The sequence below is a fragment of the Denitromonas halophila genome (genome assembly GCF_007625155.1).
Lineage (GTDB): Bacteria > Pseudomonadota > Gammaproteobacteria > Burkholderiales > Rhodocyclaceae > Nitrogeniibacter > Nitrogeniibacter halophilus.
The window spans coordinates 136,955-158,236 of record NZ_VMNK01000002.1; the positions used below are offsets into that span (position 1 = coordinate 136,955).

Annotated in this window: 17 protein-coding genes; 2 read left to right on the top strand and 15 right to left on the bottom strand. The window is 65.3% G+C overall.

Going from position 1 to position 21,282, the window contains the following annotated elements:
- Positions 1-4 precede the first annotated feature (4 nt).
- Genes FHP91_RS01475 through FHP91_RS01490 form a run of 5 tightly spaced genes read right to left on the bottom strand, consistent with a single transcriptional unit; the run spans position 5 to position 5,087 of the window.
- On the bottom strand, positions 5-1,906 hold the full coding sequence (locus FHP91_RS01475) for a ribonuclease catalytic domain-containing protein (protein WP_144307925.1): 1,902 nt from the start codon (positions 1,904-1,906) through the stop codon (positions 5-7).
- Positions 1,907-1,950: 44 nt separating this feature from the next.
- The gene (rarD, locus tag FHP91_RS21065) at positions 1,951-2,835 is read right to left on the bottom strand and encodes an EamA family transporter RarD (protein ID WP_391527552.1); all 885 of its coding nucleotides are present in this window, start codon (positions 2,833-2,835) and stop codon (positions 1,951-1,953) included.
- A 3-nt stretch (positions 2,836-2,838) separates the two neighbouring features.
- Positions 2,839-3,669 (bottom strand): methyltransferase domain-containing protein, encoded by an 831-nt coding sequence (locus tag FHP91_RS21070; RefSeq protein WP_186301410.1) that lies wholly within the window; start codon positions 3,667-3,669, stop codon positions 2,839-2,841.
- Entirely contained in the window at positions 3,666-4,232 is a 567-nt protein-coding gene (locus FHP91_RS01485) for a YqiA/YcfP family alpha/beta fold hydrolase (RefSeq protein ID WP_144307926.1), read from the bottom strand. The genes FHP91_RS21070 and FHP91_RS01485 overlap by 4 nt, the downstream gene beginning before the upstream one ends.
- 21 nt (positions 4,233-4,253) lie before the next feature.
- A complete protein-coding gene (locus FHP91_RS01490) occupies positions 4,254-5,087 on the bottom strand; it encodes an undecaprenyl-diphosphate phosphatase (protein ID WP_144308012.1) in 834 nt (277 codons plus the stop codon).
- 235 nt (positions 5,088-5,322) lie between these two features.
- Between FHP91_RS01490 and FHP91_RS01495 the strand changes: the two genes are divergently transcribed.
- Positions 5,323-9,813 (top strand): PAS domain S-box protein, encoded by a 4,491-nt coding sequence (locus FHP91_RS01495; protein ID WP_144307927.1) that lies wholly within the window; start codon positions 5,323-5,325, stop codon positions 9,811-9,813.
- A gap of 9 nt (positions 9,814-9,822) precedes the next feature.
- Here FHP91_RS01495 and FHP91_RS01500 read toward each other — a convergent pair whose 3' ends face one another.
- The 6 genes from FHP91_RS01500 to FHP91_RS01525 all read right to left on the bottom strand — a co-directional run bounded on the left by FHP91_RS01500 (position 9,823) and on the right by FHP91_RS01525 (position 15,072).
- Positions 9,823-10,524: a hypothetical protein gene (locus FHP91_RS01500; RefSeq protein ID WP_144307928.1), complete on the bottom strand. Its 702-nt coding sequence runs from the start codon at positions 10,522-10,524 to the stop codon at positions 9,823-9,825.
- A gap of 7 nt (positions 10,525-10,531) precedes the next feature.
- Positions 10,532-11,044: a DUF2478 domain-containing protein gene (locus FHP91_RS01505; RefSeq protein ID WP_144307929.1), complete on the bottom strand. Its 513-nt coding sequence runs from the start codon at positions 11,042-11,044 to the stop codon at positions 10,532-10,534.
- Positions 11,045-11,183: 139 nt separating this feature from the next.
- Complete coding sequence (folE2, locus tag FHP91_RS01510; RefSeq protein WP_144307930.1) at positions 11,184-11,981, bottom strand: GTP cyclohydrolase FolE2; 798 nt, start codon at positions 11,979-11,981, stop codon at positions 11,184-11,186.
- 54 nt (positions 11,982-12,035) lie between these two features.
- Complete coding sequence (dxs, locus tag FHP91_RS01515; protein ID WP_391527553.1) at positions 12,036-13,916, bottom strand: 1-deoxy-D-xylulose-5-phosphate synthase; 1,881 nt, start codon at positions 13,914-13,916, stop codon at positions 12,036-12,038.
- A gap of 14 nt (positions 13,917-13,930) precedes the next feature.
- Positions 13,931-14,827 (bottom strand): polyprenyl synthetase family protein, encoded by an 897-nt coding sequence (locus FHP91_RS01520; RefSeq protein ID WP_144307931.1) that lies wholly within the window; start codon positions 14,825-14,827, stop codon positions 13,931-13,933.
- Positions 14,824-15,072: an exodeoxyribonuclease VII small subunit gene (locus FHP91_RS01525; RefSeq protein ID WP_144307932.1), complete on the bottom strand. Its 249-nt coding sequence runs from the start codon at positions 15,070-15,072 to the stop codon at positions 14,824-14,826. The genes FHP91_RS01520 and FHP91_RS01525 overlap by 4 nt, the downstream gene beginning before the upstream one ends.
- Positions 15,073-15,208: 136 nt before the next feature.
- Here FHP91_RS01525 and FHP91_RS01530 point away from each other — a divergent pair, with 136 nt between their 5' ends.
- Positions 15,209-16,309 (top strand): aromatic ring-hydroxylating oxygenase subunit alpha, encoded by a 1,101-nt coding sequence (locus tag FHP91_RS01530; RefSeq protein ID WP_144307933.1) that lies wholly within the window; start codon positions 15,209-15,211, stop codon positions 16,307-16,309.
- A gap of 67 nt (positions 16,310-16,376) precedes the next feature.
- On the opposite strand, the gene ispH is transcribed toward FHP91_RS01530, so the two are convergent.
- From ispH to ileS, 4 genes are all read right to left on the bottom strand, one after another.
- On the bottom strand, positions 16,377-17,309 hold the full coding sequence (ispH, locus tag FHP91_RS01535; RefSeq protein WP_144307934.1) for a 4-hydroxy-3-methylbut-2-enyl diphosphate reductase: 933 nt from the start codon (positions 17,307-17,309) through the stop codon (positions 16,377-16,379).
- 12 nt (positions 17,310-17,321) lie between these two features.
- The gene (locus FHP91_RS01540; RefSeq protein ID WP_144307935.1) at positions 17,322-17,750 is read right to left on the bottom strand and encodes an FKBP-type peptidyl-prolyl cis-trans isomerase; all 429 of its coding nucleotides are present in this window, start codon (positions 17,748-17,750) and stop codon (positions 17,322-17,324) included.
- Complete coding sequence (lspA, locus tag FHP91_RS01545; RefSeq protein WP_144307936.1) at positions 17,747-18,241, bottom strand: signal peptidase II; 495 nt, start codon at positions 18,239-18,241, stop codon at positions 17,747-17,749. Before lspA ends, FHP91_RS01540 begins: the two co-directional genes overlap by 4 nt.
- Before the next feature lie 234 nt (positions 18,242-18,475).
- Complete coding sequence (gene ileS / locus FHP91_RS01555; protein WP_144307937.1) at positions 18,476-21,274, bottom strand: isoleucine--tRNA ligase; 2,799 nt, start codon at positions 21,272-21,274, stop codon at positions 18,476-18,478.
- Positions 21,275-21,282: the final 8 nt, after the last annotated feature.

The window sequence follows — 21,282 nt, forward strand, 5'->3', positions numbered from 1 at the left end:
CATTCTACTGTGCAAGCGAATCGGCAGCGGCCTCGTCGGTGGCTTCGGAGAGCAGGCTGACGAAGCGCGCACGCACGTCCACATCAAGCAGGTCAGAATCCTTGAGCTCCAGACTGATATGCGCGCCCGGCGCTTGCAGGGGCATGCCGTTGACCTTGAACACGAAGGGCGAATCGTCGAGGCGCACCACGTTGTCGCGCAGCACGCGGGCGGTGATGATCGGGTCTTCGCGTTGACGCAGCCAGCGCACGCACCAGTAACGCTCCATGTGGCGCTGGAACTCGGCGTAGGCGGTGTAGGCGAGGTCGAAGTCGCGCACGGCTTCCATCAGGTCTTGCGATTTGGGTGGGAAGGGCGGCTCGACGCCTTGCAGCACGCTGATCAACTGCCACTGATTGACCATGTCGACATAACGGCGCAGCGGCGAGCTGGACCAGGCGTAGCAATCGACGCCCAGGCCTTCATGCGGTGCGGCCACGGTGGCCATGCGCACCTTGCCGCCGCCCTGCACGCGGTAGATGCCCGGTACGCCGGCTTCATCCAGGCGCTTGCCCCAGGTGGAATTGGCGGCAATCATCAGCTCGGAGACGGTCTTGTCGATGGGCGAGCCGCGCAGGCGCTGACCGATGCTGATCACGCCGGGGCCGTCGGGCGAGGTGGCGTCCCAATCGACCGCGAAGCTGAAGTCGGTTTGCGTCTGGTTGGTGGCCGGCTTGCCGCGGCCGGCTTCCAGAATGGTGGCCAGCTCCCACAGCAGGGTCAGCTCTTTCTTCCAGGGGAAGTCGGGGCCGCCGTTCATCAGGGTGTCGTCGTTGAACACCGGCTCCAGGTCGTGGTGGCGCAGGTTGGCGGCGATGGGGACCATCTCCAGCCGGGTCTCGTGACTGAGCACTGCCAGGGCATTGGTGATGTCGAGGTAGAGCGACACCGCCGGGCAGGTGCGCCCGGCCTCCAGCGTGAAGGTGTCGACCACCGAGTCGGGCAGCATGGTGATCTTGTTACCCGGCATGTACACCGTCGACAGGCGCTTGCGGGCGATCTCGTCGAGCGTCGAGCCGCGGGCAAAACCGAGGCCCGGTGCGGCGATGTGGATGCCGATGCGCCAGCCACCGCCGTCGCGCGGGGTGACCGAAAACGCGTCGTCGATCTCGGTGGTGGTGGCGTCGTCGATGGAGAAGGCTTTGACGTTGGCGACCGGCAGATCTTGTGGCCAGGGGCAGGTGGGCACCTCGCCAAAGTCGGTGCCGTCGGGGAACTGGTCGAACAGGAAGCGACCGTAATGCACCTCGTAGGTCGAACTGAAGGCGCCGCATTTGAGCAGCAGCGCGGCGGCGCTCAGGCCACTATCGACGCAGGCGGCTTCGAGGGCCTTGGCTTCGAGGCGGTTGCGGTCAGGGCGGTAGAGCAGTTGCGGCACCATGCCCTCGAACTCGTCGGGCAGCTCGCCGGCGAGCAGGCGGTCGCGCATGGTTTCGATGGCGAGGCTTTGCTGACGTTTTTTCTCCAGCCCGGCCAAGGCGGCCTGGAGGATGTCGTCGGGTGCCTTGCGGAAGCGGCCGCGGCCCTTGCGGTGGAAGTAGATCGGCGCCGAATGCAGGCACAGCAGCACAGCGGCGGATTCGACCGCGTTGGGCGCATGGCCGAAGTAGTCTTTGGCAAAGTCGACAAAATCGAATTCGTCGTCGCCGCAGACCTCCCACAGAAAGTCGACCTCCAGCGATTCGGCTTCGGACTCCGCGCGCGGGATCAGCTCGCCGGGCGCGGGGCTGTCGAAATTGAGCAGCACATGGTTGCGCTTGATCTTGAGGCGCTTGCCATGCGTGTTCTCGACTTGCAGGGAGCTGTCGTTGTCCAGCAGAACGGTGCCGCATTTAAAGGCGCCGCTCTCGTCATAAAGCACGTGCATCGGGGGGGCTGTCTGGGAGGTTGAGGCCCGACAGTTTAATGGATTCAGGCGCGCGATGGCGCTCGGCTGGCACGCAGCAGATCGGCGGTGTAGAGCGCCAGCGCGCACCAGATGATCACGAAGCCCGCCAGGCGGGCGGCGTCGAAGGCTTCGTGGAAGACGAAGATGGCCAGCAGGAAGTTGAGACTGGGCGCCAGATATTGCAGAAAGCCGACCGTGGCCAGCGGCAGGCGGCGGGCGCCGAAGGCAAACAGCATGAGTGGCGTCGCGGTGAGCACGCCGGCGATCGGCAGCAGCAGATCGACGTGCAGGTCGTGGCCGAAGTGAAGGTCGCCGGTGAGGTAGAGCCAACCCAGCCAGCCGACCGCCAGTGGCAAGACCAGCACGGTTTCGACGCACAGGCCGACGATGGCGTCGACCGGGGTGCGCTTGCGCAGCAGGCCGTAGATGCCGAAGGTCAGTGCCAGAAAAAGGGCGATCCACGGCACCGCGCCGACCGCGGCGATGCGCCAGGCCACGCCGCAGGCGGCGATGGCGACGGCCAGTTTCTGCAGCGGCCGGAGCCGTTCGCCCAGAAACAGCCGGCCGAGCAGCACACTGAGCAGCGGGTTGATGAAGTAGCCCAGGCTGCCTTCGAGCACGCGCTCGTGCGTGATCGCCCAGACAAAAACCAGCCAGTTGCTGCCGGTGAGCAAGGCGGTGAACAACAAGGTGCGAAGCAGTCGGCGGTTACCAAACGCGGCGCGCAGCGCCGGGCCTTGTCGCATGAAGCCGACCAGCGCGGCCAGAAAGACGACCGACCACAGCACGCGGTGGGCGACGATTTCGTCGGCCGGCACGGTGCCCACCGCCTTGAAATACAGCGGCGCCAGGCCCCAGATGGTGAAGGCCGCCAGGGCGGCGAAGATGCCGCGGCGGGTGTCGTCCACGGTTCAGGGCTTGATGGCGGTGGCGATCAGCGTGCTGGCGGGGACGTGGTAGCCGTCGTCATCGGCCAGATCGGCGAGGTCGTCGGCGACGGCCGCGCGCAGCGCCTGCTGTTTGTCGGCGGGGAGGCGGGACAGGGCTTCGGTGGCGCCACCGGCGAGGGCGAGAAAGGCATCCCAGTAGGCGTCGGCGGTGGCGAAGCGGCAGTGGAAGTCATGCGGCTCAAGCGTGATGCGGCCGAAGCCGGCCTCGGTCAGCATGGCGCTCAGGTAGGCCGGATCGCCAAAGCGGAACACCGAGGGGCGCGCCACTTTGGGCGCCGGCAGCAGGCGGGCGATGCATTGCTGCGCGCGCTCGATCAGCGGCACGGTGCCGGCCGCACCCCACACCGACAAGGCGATGCGACCGCCGGGTTTGAGGCTGCGGCGCAGTTCGGCCAGGGCTTTGTCCGGGTGTGGCAGCACGAACAGGCCGAGCCCGATGCTGATGCCGTCGAAGTGGACATCAGGTGTGCACAGGTGCTCGGCGTCGGTGGCGGCGAACAGTACGTTGCTGGCGTCGATGCTGCGCCGGGCGTGGGCGAGCATGCCGTCGGCGATGTCGGTGGCCAGCACTGAGCCGGTCGGGCCGAGCTGCGGCGCCATGGCGCGGGCGAGCAGCCCGGGGCCGCTGGCCACGTCGAGCCAGTGCTCACCGGGCGCGGGCGCGGCGGCCGCGATGAGCGCGTCCTGCAGGCTGGCGCGCAGATGGGCGGCGTTGTCGTAGTGGGCGGCGATGCGGTTGAAGCCGGCGCGCTCCATGGCCTTGAAGCGGCGGGCGTCGAAGTCGGAACTCATGTGATCTCCGCGAAGGCGAGGATGTCGTCGAGGTAGTCGTTCCAGCGCGAGAAGCTATGGTCGCCGCCGTCGAGCACGGTCTGGCGGGCGCCAGCGTATTTGGCCACGGCGAGACGATAGTCGAGGACCTCGTCGCCGGTCTCGACCATCAGCCAGTAGCGCTCGGGTCGGGTGATGCGCGGCACCTCCATCGCTTTGAGCTCGGCGATGTGCTGCGCGGTGAAATCGAAGACTTCGCCGGTGTAGAGATTGGTCTGTTGGCCGACGTAGGGCGCGAGCGAGATGTGCGAGAGCACGCCGGGATTGACCGCGATGGCCCTGAGCCCGTGTTTTTCGGCCAGCCAGGTGGCGTAGAAGCCGCCCAGCGAACTGCCGACCAGCGTCGGTGGCGCGTCGCAGCGGGCGATCTGTGCCTCGATAAGGTCGATGGCGGCGTTCGGAGCGATTGGCAACTGTCCGCACCAGAACTGATCGGCCAGGCCGCGCTCGGCCATGTAGGCTTTCAGGCGCGAGGCTTTGATCGAGGCGGGGGCGGAGCGGAAGCCGTGGAGATAGATGATCATGGGGCGATCCTGTGCCGTGTGTCAGGCGTCGTGCCAGCTCACCCAGCCGGCTTGCCAGGACACCAGCACCACGATACCAAAGACGATGCGATACCAGGCGAACGGGGCGAAGCTGTTGTTCGACACGTAGTGGATGAAGGCCTTGACCGCGACCATGGCGGCGACGAAGGAGGCCACAAAGCCGACGGCAAAGACCAGGTAGCCGTCGCTGCTCATGCCGCTGAGCAGCGCCCAGTTTTTATAGACGTCGTAGACCGTCGCCGCGAGCATGGTGGGGATGGCGAGGAAGAAAGAGAATTCGGTGGCGGCCTTGCGCGACAGGCCGAGCATCAGCCCGCCCATGATGGTGGCGCCGGAGCGTGAGACGCCGGGAAACATCGCCAGCGATTGGGCAAAGCCGACCTTGAGTGCGTCTTTCCAGCTCATGTCTTCGACGGTGTTCAGGCGCGGGTGGTAGGCGCGGCGCTCGATATACAGAATCAGCAGACCGCCGGCGATCAGTGCGCCGGCCACGGTGAGCGGATTGAACAGATAGCCCTTGATGATCTTGTAGAACATCAGCCCGAGCACGGCCGCCGGCAGGAAGGCGACGATCAGGTGGCCGGTGAAGCGCCGGGCGAGCGGATCGGTGCGCAGGCCACCAAGCACCGTGGTAATACGCTGGCGATAATCCCAGCACACGGCGAGAATGGCGGCGAGCTGGATCACGATCTTAAAGACCTTGCTCTGCGCGTCCGTATAGTCGAGGAGGTCCCCGAAAATGATCAGGTGGCCGGTGGATGACACGGGCAGGAATTCGGTCAGACCCTCGATGACACCGAGGATGGCGGCCTTGAAGAGCAGGGGGAGATCCATTTTGGCTACGGTTTGCACAAAGGCGCGATTATAGCCGGCCGAGGTGATTGGCATGTGACGCGTCGTATCGCGGCGCCGCTGGGACGATTTTTGGTGGCCGGCGCGGACGTTGATGCCAGGATGATCTATCCTTGACGGATTCCTGTCGGGCAAACGAGGGGGGCTGGATGGGCGGGAAGTTTGAAAACCACATGGCGGGCCGGGCGGCGGCAGTGAGCTGCGTTTTGGTCGTCGCATGCCGGTGAGTGCGCCGTCAGACACGCCGCGTGTTGCGTCGGTGCCGGGGGCATCACGTTGGGCGCTGCTGACCGTGGTGGTCGGTGCGCTGATCAGCGTTGCCTTCAGCGCGCAACTGAGCCTCGCTGAGTGGCGCAACGTCACGCAGGCTGAAACCGAGGCGGTGGATGCCCAGGCGGCGTTGCTGCGCGAGCGTCTGGCGCATGTGTCGGGTGATCTGCATGTGATCGGCCACTTGGTGGCGACAGACCCGGAGGCGGCGGCCGGGTTGTTTGACGAGATCGCGCGGGGCGCACTGGCGCATTCGCCGGTGTATCACCAACTCGTATGGGCCATGGCCGATGGCCCCGATCCAGCCATGGCCGCGTATCCGGTGTCGCTGTCCATCGGGCGCGGTCTGGCCGCGCTGACAATCGGCAACGATCTGCGTGCAGACCCGGCTGCGTCGGCATTGTTGCCGCGTGCGCTGGCCCAGCCCGGTCTGGTCGGTGGCGGATTGATCGCGACCGGCCCTGATTCGCCATCGGTTGTGCCGGTCGCGATGGTCGTGCGCGATCGAGATGCTGCAAAAACGGTCGGCATCTTGCTGGCGCTCCTGTTGCCGGAACAGCTGATGGTGATGCCTACGTCGGTGGGGCAGGCCGCCGATCTGAATTTTGTTTTGCGCGATGTGAGTGGTGGTGCGTCCACCGAGCTTGGCGGGTATGGGGCGTCAGTGTCGGACGAGGTGCCCGCCACCGCGTTTCGCGAGTTGGTATTAGCCGAACGAACATGGCGGATCGAGAGCCGGCGTACGGAGGCCTTTGTCAGCCGCCACGTCAGCCCTGCGCCATGGTTGATCCTTGTGGCGGGGCTGGTCGCCGCACTGGCGCTGGCCGCGTTGGTGCGCGTGTTTCTGCGTCGTCACGCCGATATCTCGCGACTGGTCGAGGCGCGGACCCGGGCGCTGGCCGAGACGGAAGCCCGCTTTACTTCGGCCTTCGAACAGGTTGCGGTGGGCATGTCGCATATCGGCCCGGATGGCCAGTGGCTGATGGTCAACGACACCTTGTGCAAGCTGGTTGGCTATTCGCGCGACGAACTGCTCGAAAAAGGGTTTGCTGGCATCACCGAGTCGGACGATCTGGCGCGGGATCTTGAGGCCAAAGCCAAAATGGAGCGCGGCGAGATCGAGGTGTACACCACCGACAAACGGTATCGCCATCGTGATGGACATCTGGTGTGGGTGCGGGTGGTGGTGTCGCCGGTGTTCGACGGCGCGACGCGCCCTACGTACTACGTGTCGGTGATCGAAGACATCAGCGATCGCAAACGTGCTGAGGCCGAGGCACGTCAGGCCGAGGCAGCCAAATCGCGCTGGCTGTTCGCGCTGGAGGCGGCGGGCCATGGTTTGTGGGAGTGGAACGCGCCGAGCGGTGAAGTCAGCGTGTCGGAGCAGGCCAAGGCGTTGGGCGGCTATGCGCATTGGGAGCTCGAAAACACCGTCGCGCAATGGCTGTGGCTGATCCATCCGGACGATCTCGATCAGGTGCGCGCCTCCTTGATCGCGCACCTCAAGGGTGAGACCGGGGTGTGGCGGAGCGAGCACCGGGTGCGCTGCAAGGATGGCAGCTATCGCTGGATTCTTAATTGTGGCGGGGTGGTCGAGCGTGACGAGACGGGCCGCGCCGTGCGGGTGGTGGGTACCAACACGGATATCACCGAACAAAAGGAGATGGTCGCGCTGGCACGCGAAGCGCAGCTGCGCTGGCAGTACGCCATCGAGAGCGCTGATCACGGAGTGTGGGACTGGGACGCCACAAGCAATCGGGTGTTTTTCTCTACTCAGTGGAAGGCGATGCTCGGCTACACCGAGGCAGAGATTGGCGATACGCTCAGCGAGTGGGAAAGCCGCGTGCATCCGGACGACCTGCTGGACACCCAGGCCACCCTCCAGCGGCACCTGGATGGTAAGACGGCGAGCTATACCAACGAACACCGGATGCGTCACAAGGATGGCAGCTGGCGGTGGATTCTTGATCGTGGCCGGGCGGTGGAGCGCAATGCCGCTGGCGAAGCGCTGCGGGTGATGGGCACGCACACCGATATCACGGTTCGCAAGGAGGCAGAGGCGGCGCTGCGGGCCAGCGAGCGTCAGTTGCGTACCTTGATCGAGGCCATGCCCGATCCGGCCTTCTTCAAGGATGGTCAGAATCGCTGGCGGGTGATCAACAGCGTTGCCATGCGACTGTTCGGGCTGACGTGCCAGTCCGACTGGTATGGCTACGCCGATCCCGAACTGGCAGAACGCTTTCCCGATCGCGCGGCACAGTTTATCCAATGCGCCGAGAGTGATGAGCGCGCCTGGAGCCTGGGGCGCTTGTATACCGATCGCGAGGAGATTCCCTTTCCCGGTGGCGAAATCGGCTTCTTCGATGTCTCCAAAGTGCCCTTGTTCGATGCCACGGGCAAACGTGAGGCCATGGTGGTGATTGGTCGCGACATGACGCGTTATGAGATCGCCGCGCAGCGCTTGCGCGCGCGTGACGCCTTGCTGGGCGGGGTGTTCGATGCCGTGCGCGATGGCTTGCTGGTGTTTGATGAGCACGGCATGGTGGTGGAGTCGAACGCGACGGCGGCGCAGATGCTGGGTCGGCCGGCCGAGACCATGTCGCAGGCGGATCTGGTGAGCCTGTCGGGCAGTGCGGGGCGTCGCTGGGGCCCGCGCCTGGCGGCCCGGATGCGCCATCGGCGACCGGTGAGCCTGCAAGGCCGTCTGGCGCCAGAGGCGCAGGCAGAGGTCGATGTGGAGCTGACGGGCATGCCCATGCTCACGGGCGAGGAGCAGCGGTATCTCGTGGTGATTCGCGACGTGACCGCGCGCCGCCAGCTGGCGCTCGAGCAGGCACGGCGCACCGAAGAGCTCGAGGCACTGGTGGGGCAGCGGACGGTCGATCTGGTGGGTGCCAAGGAGAACGCCGAGCGCGCCAATCAGGCCAAGAGCGCCTTTTTGGCCAACATGAGTCATGAAATCCGCACGCCGATGAACGCGATCATTGGCTTGTCGGGGCAGTGCCTCAAAACCGGGCTCGATGCCCGCCAGCGCGATTACATCGTCAAGGTCAACGAGTCCGCGCAGTCCTTGCTCGGCATCCTGAACGATATCCTCGATCTGTCAAAGGTCGAAGCCCAGCGGCTGGAACTGGAGGTGGCGCCCTTTGCGGTGCGCGATGTCGTCGAGAGCGTTGCCGCCATGGTGTCTTACCGGGCCATTCAGAAAGGGTTGAGCTGGGTGGTGTCGGTGGGTGACGATGTGCCGGCGTCGGTCATCGGCGACGCGCTGCGCTTGCGCCAGATCCTGACCAATCTGGCCGGAAATGCGGTCAAGTTCACCGAGCGCGGTCGCGTTGATCTGGTCGTAGAACGGCTGAACACGCTGGCCGGACGCGTCCGACTGCGCTTTAGTGTGATCGACACCGGCATCGGGATCGCCGATGAGGCGATGGCGCAGCTGTTCAGCCCGTTCTGGCAGGCGGACACCAGCACCTCACGGCGATACGGCGGGTCGGGTCTGGGACTGGCCATTTCTCGTCATCTCGCCGAGGCCATGGGCGGTGTCATTTCGGCGGACAGTGCACCCGGCCAGGGCAGTCGCTTTGTTTTTGAGGCGGAGTTCGATATTGCGGATGCCGGCGTGCGCGTGGCGGCCGCGCCTGCGGCGCTGGACGCCAAGTCACTGGTTGGCATGCATGTGCTGGTGGTTGAAGACAATTCGCTCAACCAGCAACTGGCGCGGGAGCTGCTCGAAGAGGTGGGCGTCAAGGTCAGCGTGGCGGAGGATGGCGAACTGGCCCTGGCGCAAATCGAAGCCAACGTGTTCGACGCGGTGCTGATGGATATCCAGATGCCGCGTATGGACGGTTACGCGGCCACCCGGCAACTGCGGGCCACTCGGCGTCACAGCGGCTTGCCGGTGATTGCCATGACGGCCCATGCGCTGGCCGAGGAGCGCGAACGTTGCGTGGCCGCGGGGATGGATGACTTCCTGACCAAGCCGGTCGAGCCGAGTGCTTTGTACGCTGTGCTTGCCCGCTATCGCAACGGCCGGACGCCCGGCTCGGCAACGCCGCCAGCATCCGGGATGCCGGCGGTCGATGTGTTGTCGGGTCCGGTGATTCAACCTGAGATCGGGTTACGCTACGCTGGCGGCAAGGAGGCCTTGAGGTTGCGCCTGCTGAGTCGTTTTCGCGATACCCAGCACGACCTGATGCTTCGATTCGACCGCGCGCAGCGCAGCGGGGCGCGCCAGGAGGCGTATCGACTGGCGCATACCTTGAAGAGCTCGTCGGCGACCATTGGCGCGATGGCCTTGTCGGAGGTGGCGCGCGCGCTCGAGGAGGCCTACCACAAGGAAGATCCGGGCGGGATCAGTGCCGGCCTCGGGCTGGTTCGCGCGCGTTTTGACGAGGTGATGGCGGCGATCGACGAGCAGCTTGGCTCCAGCGTCTAAGGGCCGGTTTCAAGCGGTGCTCTGGTGGCAGACCCATTCAATCAGCTGCCATTGCGTCGTCTCCAGATGCCACAGGGCGTAGTCGGCCTCGCGGCGCCAGCCCAGCGTGCCGTGATCGACCACCTCGCAGCCGATGCCGGCCCAGAGCTGGCGGGCGACGGCGCTGCTGTCGGTGCTTGCGTCGATGGGAGACGCCGGCAGACGGCGCGGCGCCTGCGGTGCCGAGAAAACGTCGTGCCAGCTGGCCCAGTGGTGTTGCGCGAGCGCGTCTTGCTGGGCGAGGCGCCAGGGCGGCGCGGTGTCGGTGTCCAGCCGTTGGCCGATCACATTGCAAAACAGGATGGCCGCGTCGGGCCACTGACGTGCCAAGGCCGCCGGACCGTCGGGCAGCGAAAACACATCCAGCCACGCGAATTGCAGTGGCACGCCGGGAAAGCGTCGGCGCAGCAAGGCGCGGGCCAGGCGATCGGGCTCAAGGACGGTGATTTTTGTGAAGCGCGACAGAAAGCGCTCAGTCAAGGCGTAGCCGGCCGACGGGCCGATCAGCACCAGTTCGCGGGTGGGGGGCTGCCATGCGTCCAGCCAGTCACCGACCTGACGCAGGAAGGGCACCCAGAGGCGATGGCGAAGGCGCCAGGCGCGCCAGTGGTAGCCCAGGCCGCCGCTGGCGTCGGTCCAGTGCGATTTCAGGCGCGGGGCGGGGGTGGCCACCCGGGGCTCAGTCTGGCGTATTGAAGGCGTCCCACCAGGCCAGCGCGGCCTCGGCCGAGCAACTCAGGCGGTCGTAGTCGCCGCCGGTGAACTCGGTCCAGGCGTCAAGAAAACGCTCGCCCACGGCGGTGATCAGCGGCACGCCAGCCATCACTGAGGCGGCCATTTCGTCGCGCAAGCCATCGCCCAGCGCTTCCTGCGAGCCGAACTTGTTGAACACCGCCAATTCCGCGCCGTTTGCAATCGCGGCTTGCACCGTGATGGCGGCTTCGGCCATGGCGGCCGGGTCCAGCCGGCAGGAGGTCGAACCGCTGCCCAGGTATTGCGACATGGGCATCCGCCGCCCCGAAGGCAGGAGTTCGAGTTCCATGGTGCAGGTGGCGCGTGGGCCGGTGTCGTGCTGGATGGCGCCGGCCAGCGACACGCCGCGCGCCTGGAGTGCACGGACGAACTGCGCCAGCACCGGGGTGGGGTCGGACTCGGGCGGATAGAAGATGGCAGCGATCGGCTGGGCACTCATGGACGGGCATCCGGCGGCATCAATGGCCGGCATTGTCGCATGAACTCGTACGGTGGTTATTGGCGCCGGTCAATCGGCTTTGTGCACAAAAAACGCCTGCGGTGCTCGGCAGGCGTTTTAGGGTGTATGGCGTGCGGCGCTATTTCTGGCGTTCGATCAGCGCGTAGGCCGAGTGATTGTGGATGGACTCGAAGTTTTCCGACTCGACCACATAGGCGCCGATGCGCGACTCGCGGTCAAGCACGCCGGCCACGTCACGCACCATGTCCTCGACGAACTTGGGGTTGTCGTAGGCGCGCTCGGTGACGTACTTCTCGTCCGGGCGCTTGAGCAGGCCGTAGAGTTCGCACGAGGCCTGGGCTTCGACCTGTTCGACGATCTCCTCGATCCACACATGCTCGCGCAGGCTGGCGGTAACGGTGACATGTGAGCGCTGGTTGTGCGCGCCGTAGTCGGAGATTTTCTTGGAGCAGGGGCACAAGCTGGTGACCGGCACCACGATCTTCATGCGGAAGCTGTAGACGCCGCCCTCGGTGATTTCGCCAATGAAGGTGACGTCGTAGTCCATCAGGCTGTTGACGCCGGAGATGGGCGCGGCCTTGTTGATGAAGTAGGGAAAGGTCATCTCGACATGCCCGGTCTCGGCTTCGAGGCGCTGCACCATGTCGCGCAGCATCGGCTCGAAGGATTCGACCGAGATCTCGCGCTCCCCGCCATTGAGAATCTCGACGAAGCGCGACATGTGGGTGCCCTTGAAGTTGTGGGGCAGGCCGACATACATGTTGAACATGGCGATGGTGTGCTGCACGCCACCGCTGCGGTCGCTGACCGTGACCGGGTGGCGGATGGCCTTGATGCCGACCTTGTCGATGGCGATCTGGCGGCTGTCCTGGCTGTTCTGGACGTCGGGAATGGCTTGGGAATCAATGGCGGACATCGGGGTCTCGATCAGGCTGGCAGGCGGGAAGCCTACGGTTTCCGACAAAAATACTCAACTATTGGCGGGATAGCGTGCGTGTATGGCCTTGAGGATGCCCTCGACGTCGAGGCCGACCTCCTTGAGCAACTGCCCTTGCTCGCCGTGATCGATGAAACGATCCGGCAGACCGAGGCGCAGCGTGCGCACTGGCGCGGGCGCGGTTTCGAGCACGCGGCTGACTTCGCTGCCCGCGCCGCCGATGATGGCGTTTTCTTCGAGCGTCACGATCAGATCGTGGGTTTGGGCCAGCTCGAGAATCAGCGCCTCGTCGAGTGGTTTGACGAAGCGCATGTTCACCACCGTGGCGTCGAGCGCTTCACCTGCTTCTAGCGCCGGCTTGAGCATGGAGCCGAAGGCCAGCAGGGCGATCTTCTTGCCGCTGCGGCGCAGCTCGGCCTTGCCGATGGGGTAGGCCGTCATGGCTTTCTCGGGTGTGACGCCCATGCCGCTGCCGCGCGGGTAGCGCACCGCGCTGGGGCCGTTATGGCAGTGTGCGGTGTACAGCATCTGCCGGCATTCGTTTTCGTCGGCCGGCGCCATGATGACCAGATTCGGAATACAGGTGAGGTAGGACAGATCGTAGGCGCCGTGGTGGGTGGCGCCGTCGGCGCCGACCAGACCGGCACGGTCGATGGCGAACACTACCGGCAGGTTCTGAAGGGCGACGTCGTGAATGAATTGATCGTAGCCGCGCTGCAGGAAGGTCGAGTAAATGGCGACCACCGGTTTGAGCCCGTCGGCGGCCATGCCGGCGGCGAAGGTGACTGCGTGCTGCTCGGCGATACCCACGTCGTAGTAGCGTTTGGGGTATTTCTCGGCAAAGCGCACCAGGCCCGAGCCCTCGCGCATGGCGGGGGTGACGCCAACCACGCGCTCATCGGCCTCGGCCATGTCGCACAGCCAGTCGCTGAAGACCTGGGTGTAGCTGATCTTGCTGCTGGGCTTGCCGGATGACTTGATGCCCTCGGTGTGGTCGAAGGTCGACACGCCGTGGTAGAGGATCGGGTCGGCCTCGGCCAGTTTGTAACCCTGGCCCTTGCGGGTGACCACATGCAGGAAGTGCGGCCCGTCGAGCTTGCGCAGGTTGTGCAGCGTGGGCAGCAGGGCGTCGAGGTCGTGACCGTCGATGGGGCCGACATAGTTGAAGCCGAACTCTTCGAACAAGGTGCCCGGTGTGACCAGGCCTTTGACATGCTCTTCGACCCGGCGGGCAAAGTCGAGCATCGGCGGCGCCACGCCCAGCACCTTGCCCCCGGCGCGGCGGGCAGCACTGACGGTGCGTCCGGTCATCAGGCGGGCCAGGATCTGGGTGAGGGCACCGACCGGCGGCGAGATCGACATTTCGTTGTCGTTGAGGATCACCAGCAAGTTGGTGTCGCGCATGTCGCCGGCGTTGTTGAGCGCTTCGAAAGCCATGCCGGCTGACATGGCGCCGTCACCGATCACGGCAATGGCCCGGCGGTCGGAGCGCTGGTCGCGCGCGGCGACAGCCATGCCCAGCGCGGCGGAAATCGAGGTGGACGAATGCGCCGTGCCAAAGGTGTCGAATTCGCTTTCATCGCGTCGCGGAAAGCCCGACATGCCCTGATATTTGCGTAGCGTTGGCATGCGGCCGCGCCGGCCGGTGAGGATTTTGTGGCCGTAGGTCTGGTGGCCGACGTCCCACACGATGCGGTCTTCGGGCGTATTGAAAATGTAGTGCAAGGCGATGGTCAGCTCGACCGTGCCCAGGTTGGACGACAGGTGGCCACCGGTGCGCGAGACCGATTCGATCAGAAACTGGCGCAACTCCTTGGCCAGCGCCGGCAGCTGTTTGCGGTCTAGCGCGCGCAGTTCGGTCGGTGAATCGATGGCGTTGAGCAAGGGATACATGGCGGGCATTGGATCGTTCATTCGGGTCCCTGCGCTCAGAAGCGACGGTGGACGATGTAGCTGGCTAGCGCACGGAGCATGTCGGCGCGTGCGTCCAGTGGGCCGAGGGCGGCCAGGGCGTCGGCTTCGAGTTCGGCGGCAAAACGGCGCGCCTCTTCGAGGCCCAGCAGGGTGACATAGGTCGGTTTGTCGTTGCGCGCGTCCTTGCCCGCGGTCTTGCCCAGCGTGGCGGTGTCGGCTTCGCAGTCGAGGATGTCATCAACCACCTGGAACAGCAAGCCGATGCGTTTGCTGAACTGATCGAGGCGGGCGAGTGTGTCGGGATCCTGCGTTGGGCCGCACAGCGCGCCCAGTTGCACCGAGGCACGGATCAGGGCGCCGGTTTTGTGCACATGCATGACTTCAAGCGCTTCGCGGCTGATGTTTTGCCCCACCGATTGCAGATCAATGGCCTGGCCGCCGGCCATGCCGCGCGAACCGGAGGCGACGCCCAGATGCTCGACCATTTTTAGTTGACGGGCGGCGTCCGGGATCAGGCCTGGCTCGGCCAGCAGCTGAAAGGCCAGCGATTGCAGCGCGTCGCCGACCAGCAGTGCGGTGGCGTCGTCGTATTCGACATGCACGGTTGGCTTGCCGCGGCGCAGGCTGTCGTCGTCCATGCACGGCATGTCGTCGTGCACCAGCGAGTAGGCGTGAATCAGTTCGACGGCACAGGCCGCGCGGTCGACCGTGTCGGGCGCGGCGGCCGTGACCAGGCCCGCGCCATGGGCAAGCAGCGGTCGTACCCGCTTGCCGCCGCCGAGCACGGCATAGCGCATGGCTTCATGCAGGCGGTCGGGGGTGAGGTCCAGCGGGGGCAGGGCGTTGGCAAGTGCGGTTTCGGTGCGCGACTGGATGCTGCGCATCCAGTCGGAGAAAATGGCGCCACTCATGATGGGTCGTCTGCTGGTGTAATCGTGTCGGCCGAGGTGTCGTCGGCGTTGGCCTCGAGGGTTTCGAGGCGGGCTTCGGCGCGGCTCAGCGTGTCCTGGCAGTAACGCAGCAGGCTGATGCCTTGCTGGTAGTGATCGAGCGCGTCTTCCAGCGGCAGATCGCGCGACTCCATCGCGGCCACGATCTCTTCGAGCTGGGTGACGGCGTTTTCAAAGCTTTTCGGGGATTTTGCCTGTTTGGCCATGAGTCGGCTGCGCGCAAGGGTCAAAGGCGGAAAAATACCCGAAGGGGGGCCCTGCGGTCAAACCAGCTTTCGACTATAATTTTCTGTTACTCATTGTTTTATTGGACCTTTTGCGCGTTTTCGAGGGGGTTCGCGGATGTCCAACATCGCAACGCAACACGGTTTGACGCGAGCCGCGCCTCAGCTGCCGGTGTCGAGCTACTTTGATGAGAAATTGTTCGCGCTCGAAAAGCGCCTGCTTTTCGACGCGGGGCCGGGCTACGTGGGCCATGAATTGATGGTGCCGGCGCTGAATGATTACCGTTCGCTCGAAGGCTGCGACCACGCCAAACTGCTGGTGCGCGGGGCCGAGGGCTGCTACGAACTGTCGAACATCTGCCGCCACCGTCAGGCGATCATGCTCGAAGGCCGGGGCAATACCGAACACATTGTGTGCCCCCTGCATCGCTGGACCTACGACAACCGCGGCACCTTGCTGGGGGCGCCGCACTTCGCCGAGAACCCCTGCCTCAACCTGCTGCGACAGCCGCTCGAAAGCTGGCAGGGGCTACTGTTTCGCGGACCGCGCTCGGCGGCGACCGATCTGGCCTCGATGACGGTGGCGCCGGCATTCGATTTCACCGGCTACAAGCTTGATCATGTCGAGCGCCATGAGTGCAACTACAACTGGAAGACCTTCATCGAGGTGTATCTCGAGGACTATCATGTGGTGCCTTTCCACCCCGGGTTGGGGCGTTTTGTCGATTGCGACGCACTGAGCTGGCAGTTTGGCGACTGGTTTTCGGTGCAGCGGGTGGGTGTCACCTCGCTCAAGAAACCGGGCACACCGGCCTATGCGCGCTGGCATCAGGCCGTGCAGGATTGCTACAGCGGGGAGACGCCGCCGCATGGCGCGATCTGGCTGGTGTACTACCCGAACGTGATGATCGAGTGTTACCCGCATGTGCTGGTGGTGAGCACCTTGTTGCCCACCGATGTGGACAAGACCACCAACATGGTCGAGTTTTACTACCCTGAAGAGATCGTCGAGTTCGAGCGCGAGTTTGTCGATGCCGAGCAGGCAGCTTATATGGAGACCGCCGTCGAGGACGATGAGATCGGCGAGCGCATGGATCGCGGTCGCCGGGCGCTCTACAAGGCCGGGCGCAATGAGGTGGGGCCCTACCAGTCGCCCTTCGAGGACGGCATGCTGCACTTCCACGAGTTCTATCGGCGCATGATGGCCGGGTATCTCTGACCGCGCCGAATCGGCCAACGACAACGGGGCCAATGCGGCCCCGTTGTCGTGTGTGCTACCGATGCGTTCAGCCGACCAGCGCCTTGGGCAGCGGGAACACCACGTTTTCTTCCGCGCCTTCGAGGGTGCGCACCGAGGGCGCGCCCAGCGATTTGAGCCGGTCGATGACCGCCGAGACCAGCACTTCGGGTGCCGATGCGCCGGCGGTGACGCCGATACGGCGCTTGCCGTCCAGCCAGGCCGGGTCGACCGCGTCGGCATTTTCCACCAAGTAGGCATCCACCCCGCGCAGGGCCGCGACTTCGCGCAGGCGGTTGGAGTTGGAGCTGTTCTGCGAGCCGACCACCAGCACCAGGTCCACCTTGGGGGCCATGAACTTGACCGCGTCCTGGCGGTTCTGGGTGGCGTAGCAGATGTCGTCCTTTTTCGGGCCGACGATGTTCGGGAAGCGCGTGCGCAGCGCGGTGACGATGGCGGCGGCGTCGTCGACTGACAGCGTGGTCTGGGTGACATAGGCGAGTTGGTCGGGATTGGCCACCGCCAGCGTGGCGACATCTTCGACCGACTCGGCCAGCAGGATGCCGTCGTCGACCTGCCCCATGGTGCCTTCCACCTCGGGGTGGCCCTTGTGGCCGATCATGACGATTTCCTTGCCCTGGGCGCGCATGCGGGCCACTTCGAGGTGCACCTTGGTGACCAGCGGGCAGGTGGCGTCGAACACGCGCAGGCCGCGCGCGTCGGCTTCGGTACGCACCGACTGCGGCACGCCGTGGGCGCTGAAGATCACGGTGTTGCCATCGGGGACTTCGTCGAGTTCTTCGACAAAGATCGCGCCTTTGGCGCGCAGATCGTCGACCACGAACTTGTTATGCACCACTTCATGGCGCACATAGATCGGGGCGCCGAAGCGGATCAGTGCTTGCTCGACGATTTCGATGGCACGCTCGACCCCGGCGCAGAAGCCGCGCGGGTTGGCGAGCAGGATTTCCTTGTTACTCATGTCGGTGTTCCGTCAGAGGATGCCGATGATCTCGACATCCAGGGTGATGGTCTTGCCGGCCAGCGGGTGGTTGAAATCTACCTTGGCCTGGGTGTCGTCGATCTCGCGCACCAGCCCGGAGTAGCGCGAACCGTCCGGCGCGACAAACTCCATGATGGTCATCGCTTCGATCGGCTCGTCGGGCATGTCCTGCCGGCGCACGGTTTCCACCAGCTCGGGCCGGTAGGGGCCAAAGCCTTCTTCCGGCGTCAGCGTGAAGCTGTGATAGCTGCCGTCTTCGAGGCCGGCGAGGCGCGCTTCGAGCTGGGGCATCATTTCGTTGGCGCCCAGTTGCAGCGTGGCGGGCTTGCCTTCGAAGGTGCTGATTACCGGTTGGCCGTTTTCGAGCGAGATGCGGTAGTTGAGCGTGACCAGACTGTTGGCTTGGATGGTTTGCGTCACGAATGGTTCTCCTTGGGCGCGCTTTGGGTGGCCGGGCGGAACTGCGCCCACAGCATCAGACCCACGCCCAGCGTGATGGCCGAGTCGGCCAGATTGAAGGCGGGCCAGCCGTAGCGGCCCACGTGGAAATACAGAAAATCGACCACCGCGCCGATGAACAGCCGGTCGATGACATTGCCGATGGCGCCGCCGATGATCAGCGCGAAGGCGAAGGGTTGCAGGCGCTCGTGCTGGTGCTCGTACATCAGCCGGCCCAGCCACAGGCAGATGACCGCCGCCAGACCGGTAAAGAACCAGCGCTGCCAGCCGGAATGATCGGCCAGAAAGCTGAAGGCCGCGCCCGGGTTGAACAGCAGCACCAGATTGAAGAAGCCGGTGACCGGAATCGACTCGCCCGGCACCAGTTGGGCAAGCACGATCTGCTTGCTCAGCTGGTCGAGCACCACTACCACGGCGGCAAAGCCCAGCCACAGGCTGAAGCGCGGGCGCATCAGCGGCCGCCCGGCCGCCGGGCCGCCCCAAGGGCGGGCGCGGCCCCCTCGGGGGGGTGAGGCAGGGGTTTCGCAAAGCATTGCTTTTCGCCTGCCGAACGGGTCGCCTGTGCAAAGGCGACCCTCCGCGAACATCGTGAGCGTGGGGGCACGCCCGCCCGCCGGGCCGCCCCAAGGGCGGGCGCCGCCCCCTCGGGGGGCAGCGAACGCAGTGAGCGTGGGGGCCTTTTTTCTCTATGCATGACTACGCGCTTCGCCGTCGCCATGCAGATTACTGTGGCAGCGGTTGCACAGGGCGGGGTGGTCGGCAATCGACCCGACTTCCGGCCGGTAGTGCCAGCAGCGTTCGCACTTGGCATGCTCGGAGGCGACGGCGTCGACGCGTTGCTCGTCTTCGCGGTCGACCGCTTCGAGCGTGGCCGACGAGGTTTGCAGCACCAGACGCAGGTCTTCGCCCAGCGAGGCCAGCGCAGCCAGGCGCTCGGGCGCGGCTTTGACCACCACCTCGGCCTGCAGGGCCGAACCGATGGCGCCGGTGGTGCGCAGGGTTTCGAGCTGTTTTTGCACGTCGGCGCGGGCTTCGCGGATGATCTCCCAGCGTGCGATCAGCGCGCCTTCGTCGGCCTGCTCGGGCAGCACATGCCAGGTCTGGAACATCACGCTGTCGTCCTCGCCCTTGCCAATCAGCGCCCAGACTTCTTCGGCGGTGAAGGACAGGATCGGCGCCATCAGCTTGACCAGCGTCTGGGTGATATGCCACAGCGTGGTTTGTGCGGCGCGACGGGCGGGCGAATTTTCGGCCGTGGTGTAGAGGCGATCCTTGAGAATGTCGAGGTAGAAGGCGCCGAGTTCTTCCGAGCAGAAGATCTGCATCGCCTGCACCACGCGGTGGAACTCGAAGGTGGCGCAGTCGGCCTCGGCCTGCTTGGCCATCTGGCGGGTGAAGGCCAGCGCGTAGCGGTCGATGTCCAGCCACTGCGTGACCGGCACGCCGTTCTTCTCGATGTCGAAGTCGGCGGTGTTGGCGAGCAGGAAGCGCAGGGTGTTGCGGATGCGGCGATAGACCTCGACCACGCGGTCGAGGATCTCCTTGGAGATCGACAGCTCGCCCGAGTAGTCGGTGCTGGCCACCCACAGGCGGAGGATCTCGGCGCCGAGCTTGTCGGAGACTTCTTGCGGTACCACCACATTGCCGACCGATTTGCTCATCTTGTGGCCCTTGCCGTCCACCGCAAAGCCGTGAGTCAGCAGCGCGTGGTAGGGCGGATGGCCGTCGATGGCGCAGCCGGTGAGCAGTGAGGAGTGGAACCAGCCGCGATGCTGGTCAGAGCCTTCGAGATACAGGTCGGCGCGCGGGCCGGTGGCGTGGCCGTCGGGGTGCGAGCCGCGCAGCACATGCCAGTGCGTGGTGCCGGAGTCGAACCACACGTCGAGCGTGTCGCTGATCTTGGTGTATTGGCTGGCCTCGTCGCCGAGCAGCTCGGCGGCGTCGAGCTTGAACCAGGCTTCGATGCCTTCTTGCTCGACGCGCTGGGCGACCTGATCCATCAGCTCGACGGTGCGCGGATGCAGCTCGCCGGTTTCCTTGTGCAGGAAGAAGGGGATCGGCACACCCCAGTTGCGCTGGCGCGAGATGCACCAGTCCGGCCGGTTGGCGATCATGGCGTGCAGGCGCGACTGGCCCCACGAGGGGTAGAAGCGGGTGTCGTCCACGCCCTTGAGCGCGCGCTCGCGCAGGGTGGAGCCGTCGGCCACCGGGCGGTCCATGCCGACGAACCACTGCGCGGTGGCGCGGTAGATGACGGGCGTTTTATGACGCCAGCAGTGCATGTAGCTGTGGGTGATCTTCTGGTGCGCGAGCAGGCAGCCGACTTCTTCGATTTTGGCGACGATGGCCGGGTTGGCCTTCCAGATCATCTGGCCGCCGAAGAAGGGCAGGTCGGGCACATAGTGGCCGTCGCCCATCACCGGGGTGAGGATCTCGTCGTTCGTGCGGCCATAGGCATGCCAGGCGTTGAAGTCGTCCACGCCGTGCGCGGGCGAGGAATGCACGATGCCGGTGCCGGCGTCCAGACCCACGTAGTCGGCCAGGTATACCGGTGAGACGCGGTCGTAGAAGGGGTGGCGGAATTCAATGCGGTCGAAGGCTGCGCCCTTGGCGGTAGCCAGCACGCTGCCGTCGAGCTTGTAGCGGCCCAGGCTGGCCTCCACCAGATCAGCGGCCAGCACCAGCAGGCGGTCGCCGACATCGACCAGTGCGTAGTCGAACTCGGGGTGCATGTTGAGCGCCTGGTTGACCGGAATCGTCCAGGGTGTGGTGGTCCAGATCACCGCGAAGGCCGGCTTGGCGAGCGTGCTCAGGCCGAAGGCGGCGGCGAGCTTGTCGGCCTCACCGACCGGGAAGGCGACATCAATCTGCGGCGACTGCTTGTCAGCGTACTCGACCTCGGCCTCGGCCAGCGCCGAGCCGCAGTCAAAGCACCAGTTCACCGGCTTGAGGCCCTTGAACACATAGCCCGCCTCGACCATCTTGGCCAAGGCGCGGATCTCGCCGGCTTCGTTGGCGAAGTCCATGGTCTTGTAGGGGTTGTCCCAGTCGCCCAGCACGCCGAGGCGAATGAAGTCCGCCTTCTGGCCCTCGATCTGCTCGGCGGCGTAGGCACGGCACAACTCGCGCACCTTGTCGGCGGGCAGGCCCTTGCCGTGGGTGACTTCCACCTTGTGTTCGATCGGCAGACCGTGGCAGTCCCAGCCCGGCACATACGGGGCGTCGTAGCCAGCCAGCGTCTTGGAGCGGACGATGATGTCCTTGAGGATCTTGTTCAGCGCGTGGCCGATGTGGATGCTGCCGTTGGCATACGGCGGGCCATCGTGCAGCACGAACTTCGGCCGGCCGGCCGACGCCTTGCGAATCTTCTGGTAGAGCTTGCGCTGCTGCCAGTCCTGAACCCAGCCCGGTTCGCGCTTGGGCAGATTGCCGCGCATCGGGAAGGGGGTGTCGGGGAGATTGAGCGTCGTGCGGTAGTCAGCCATTGCGGTTC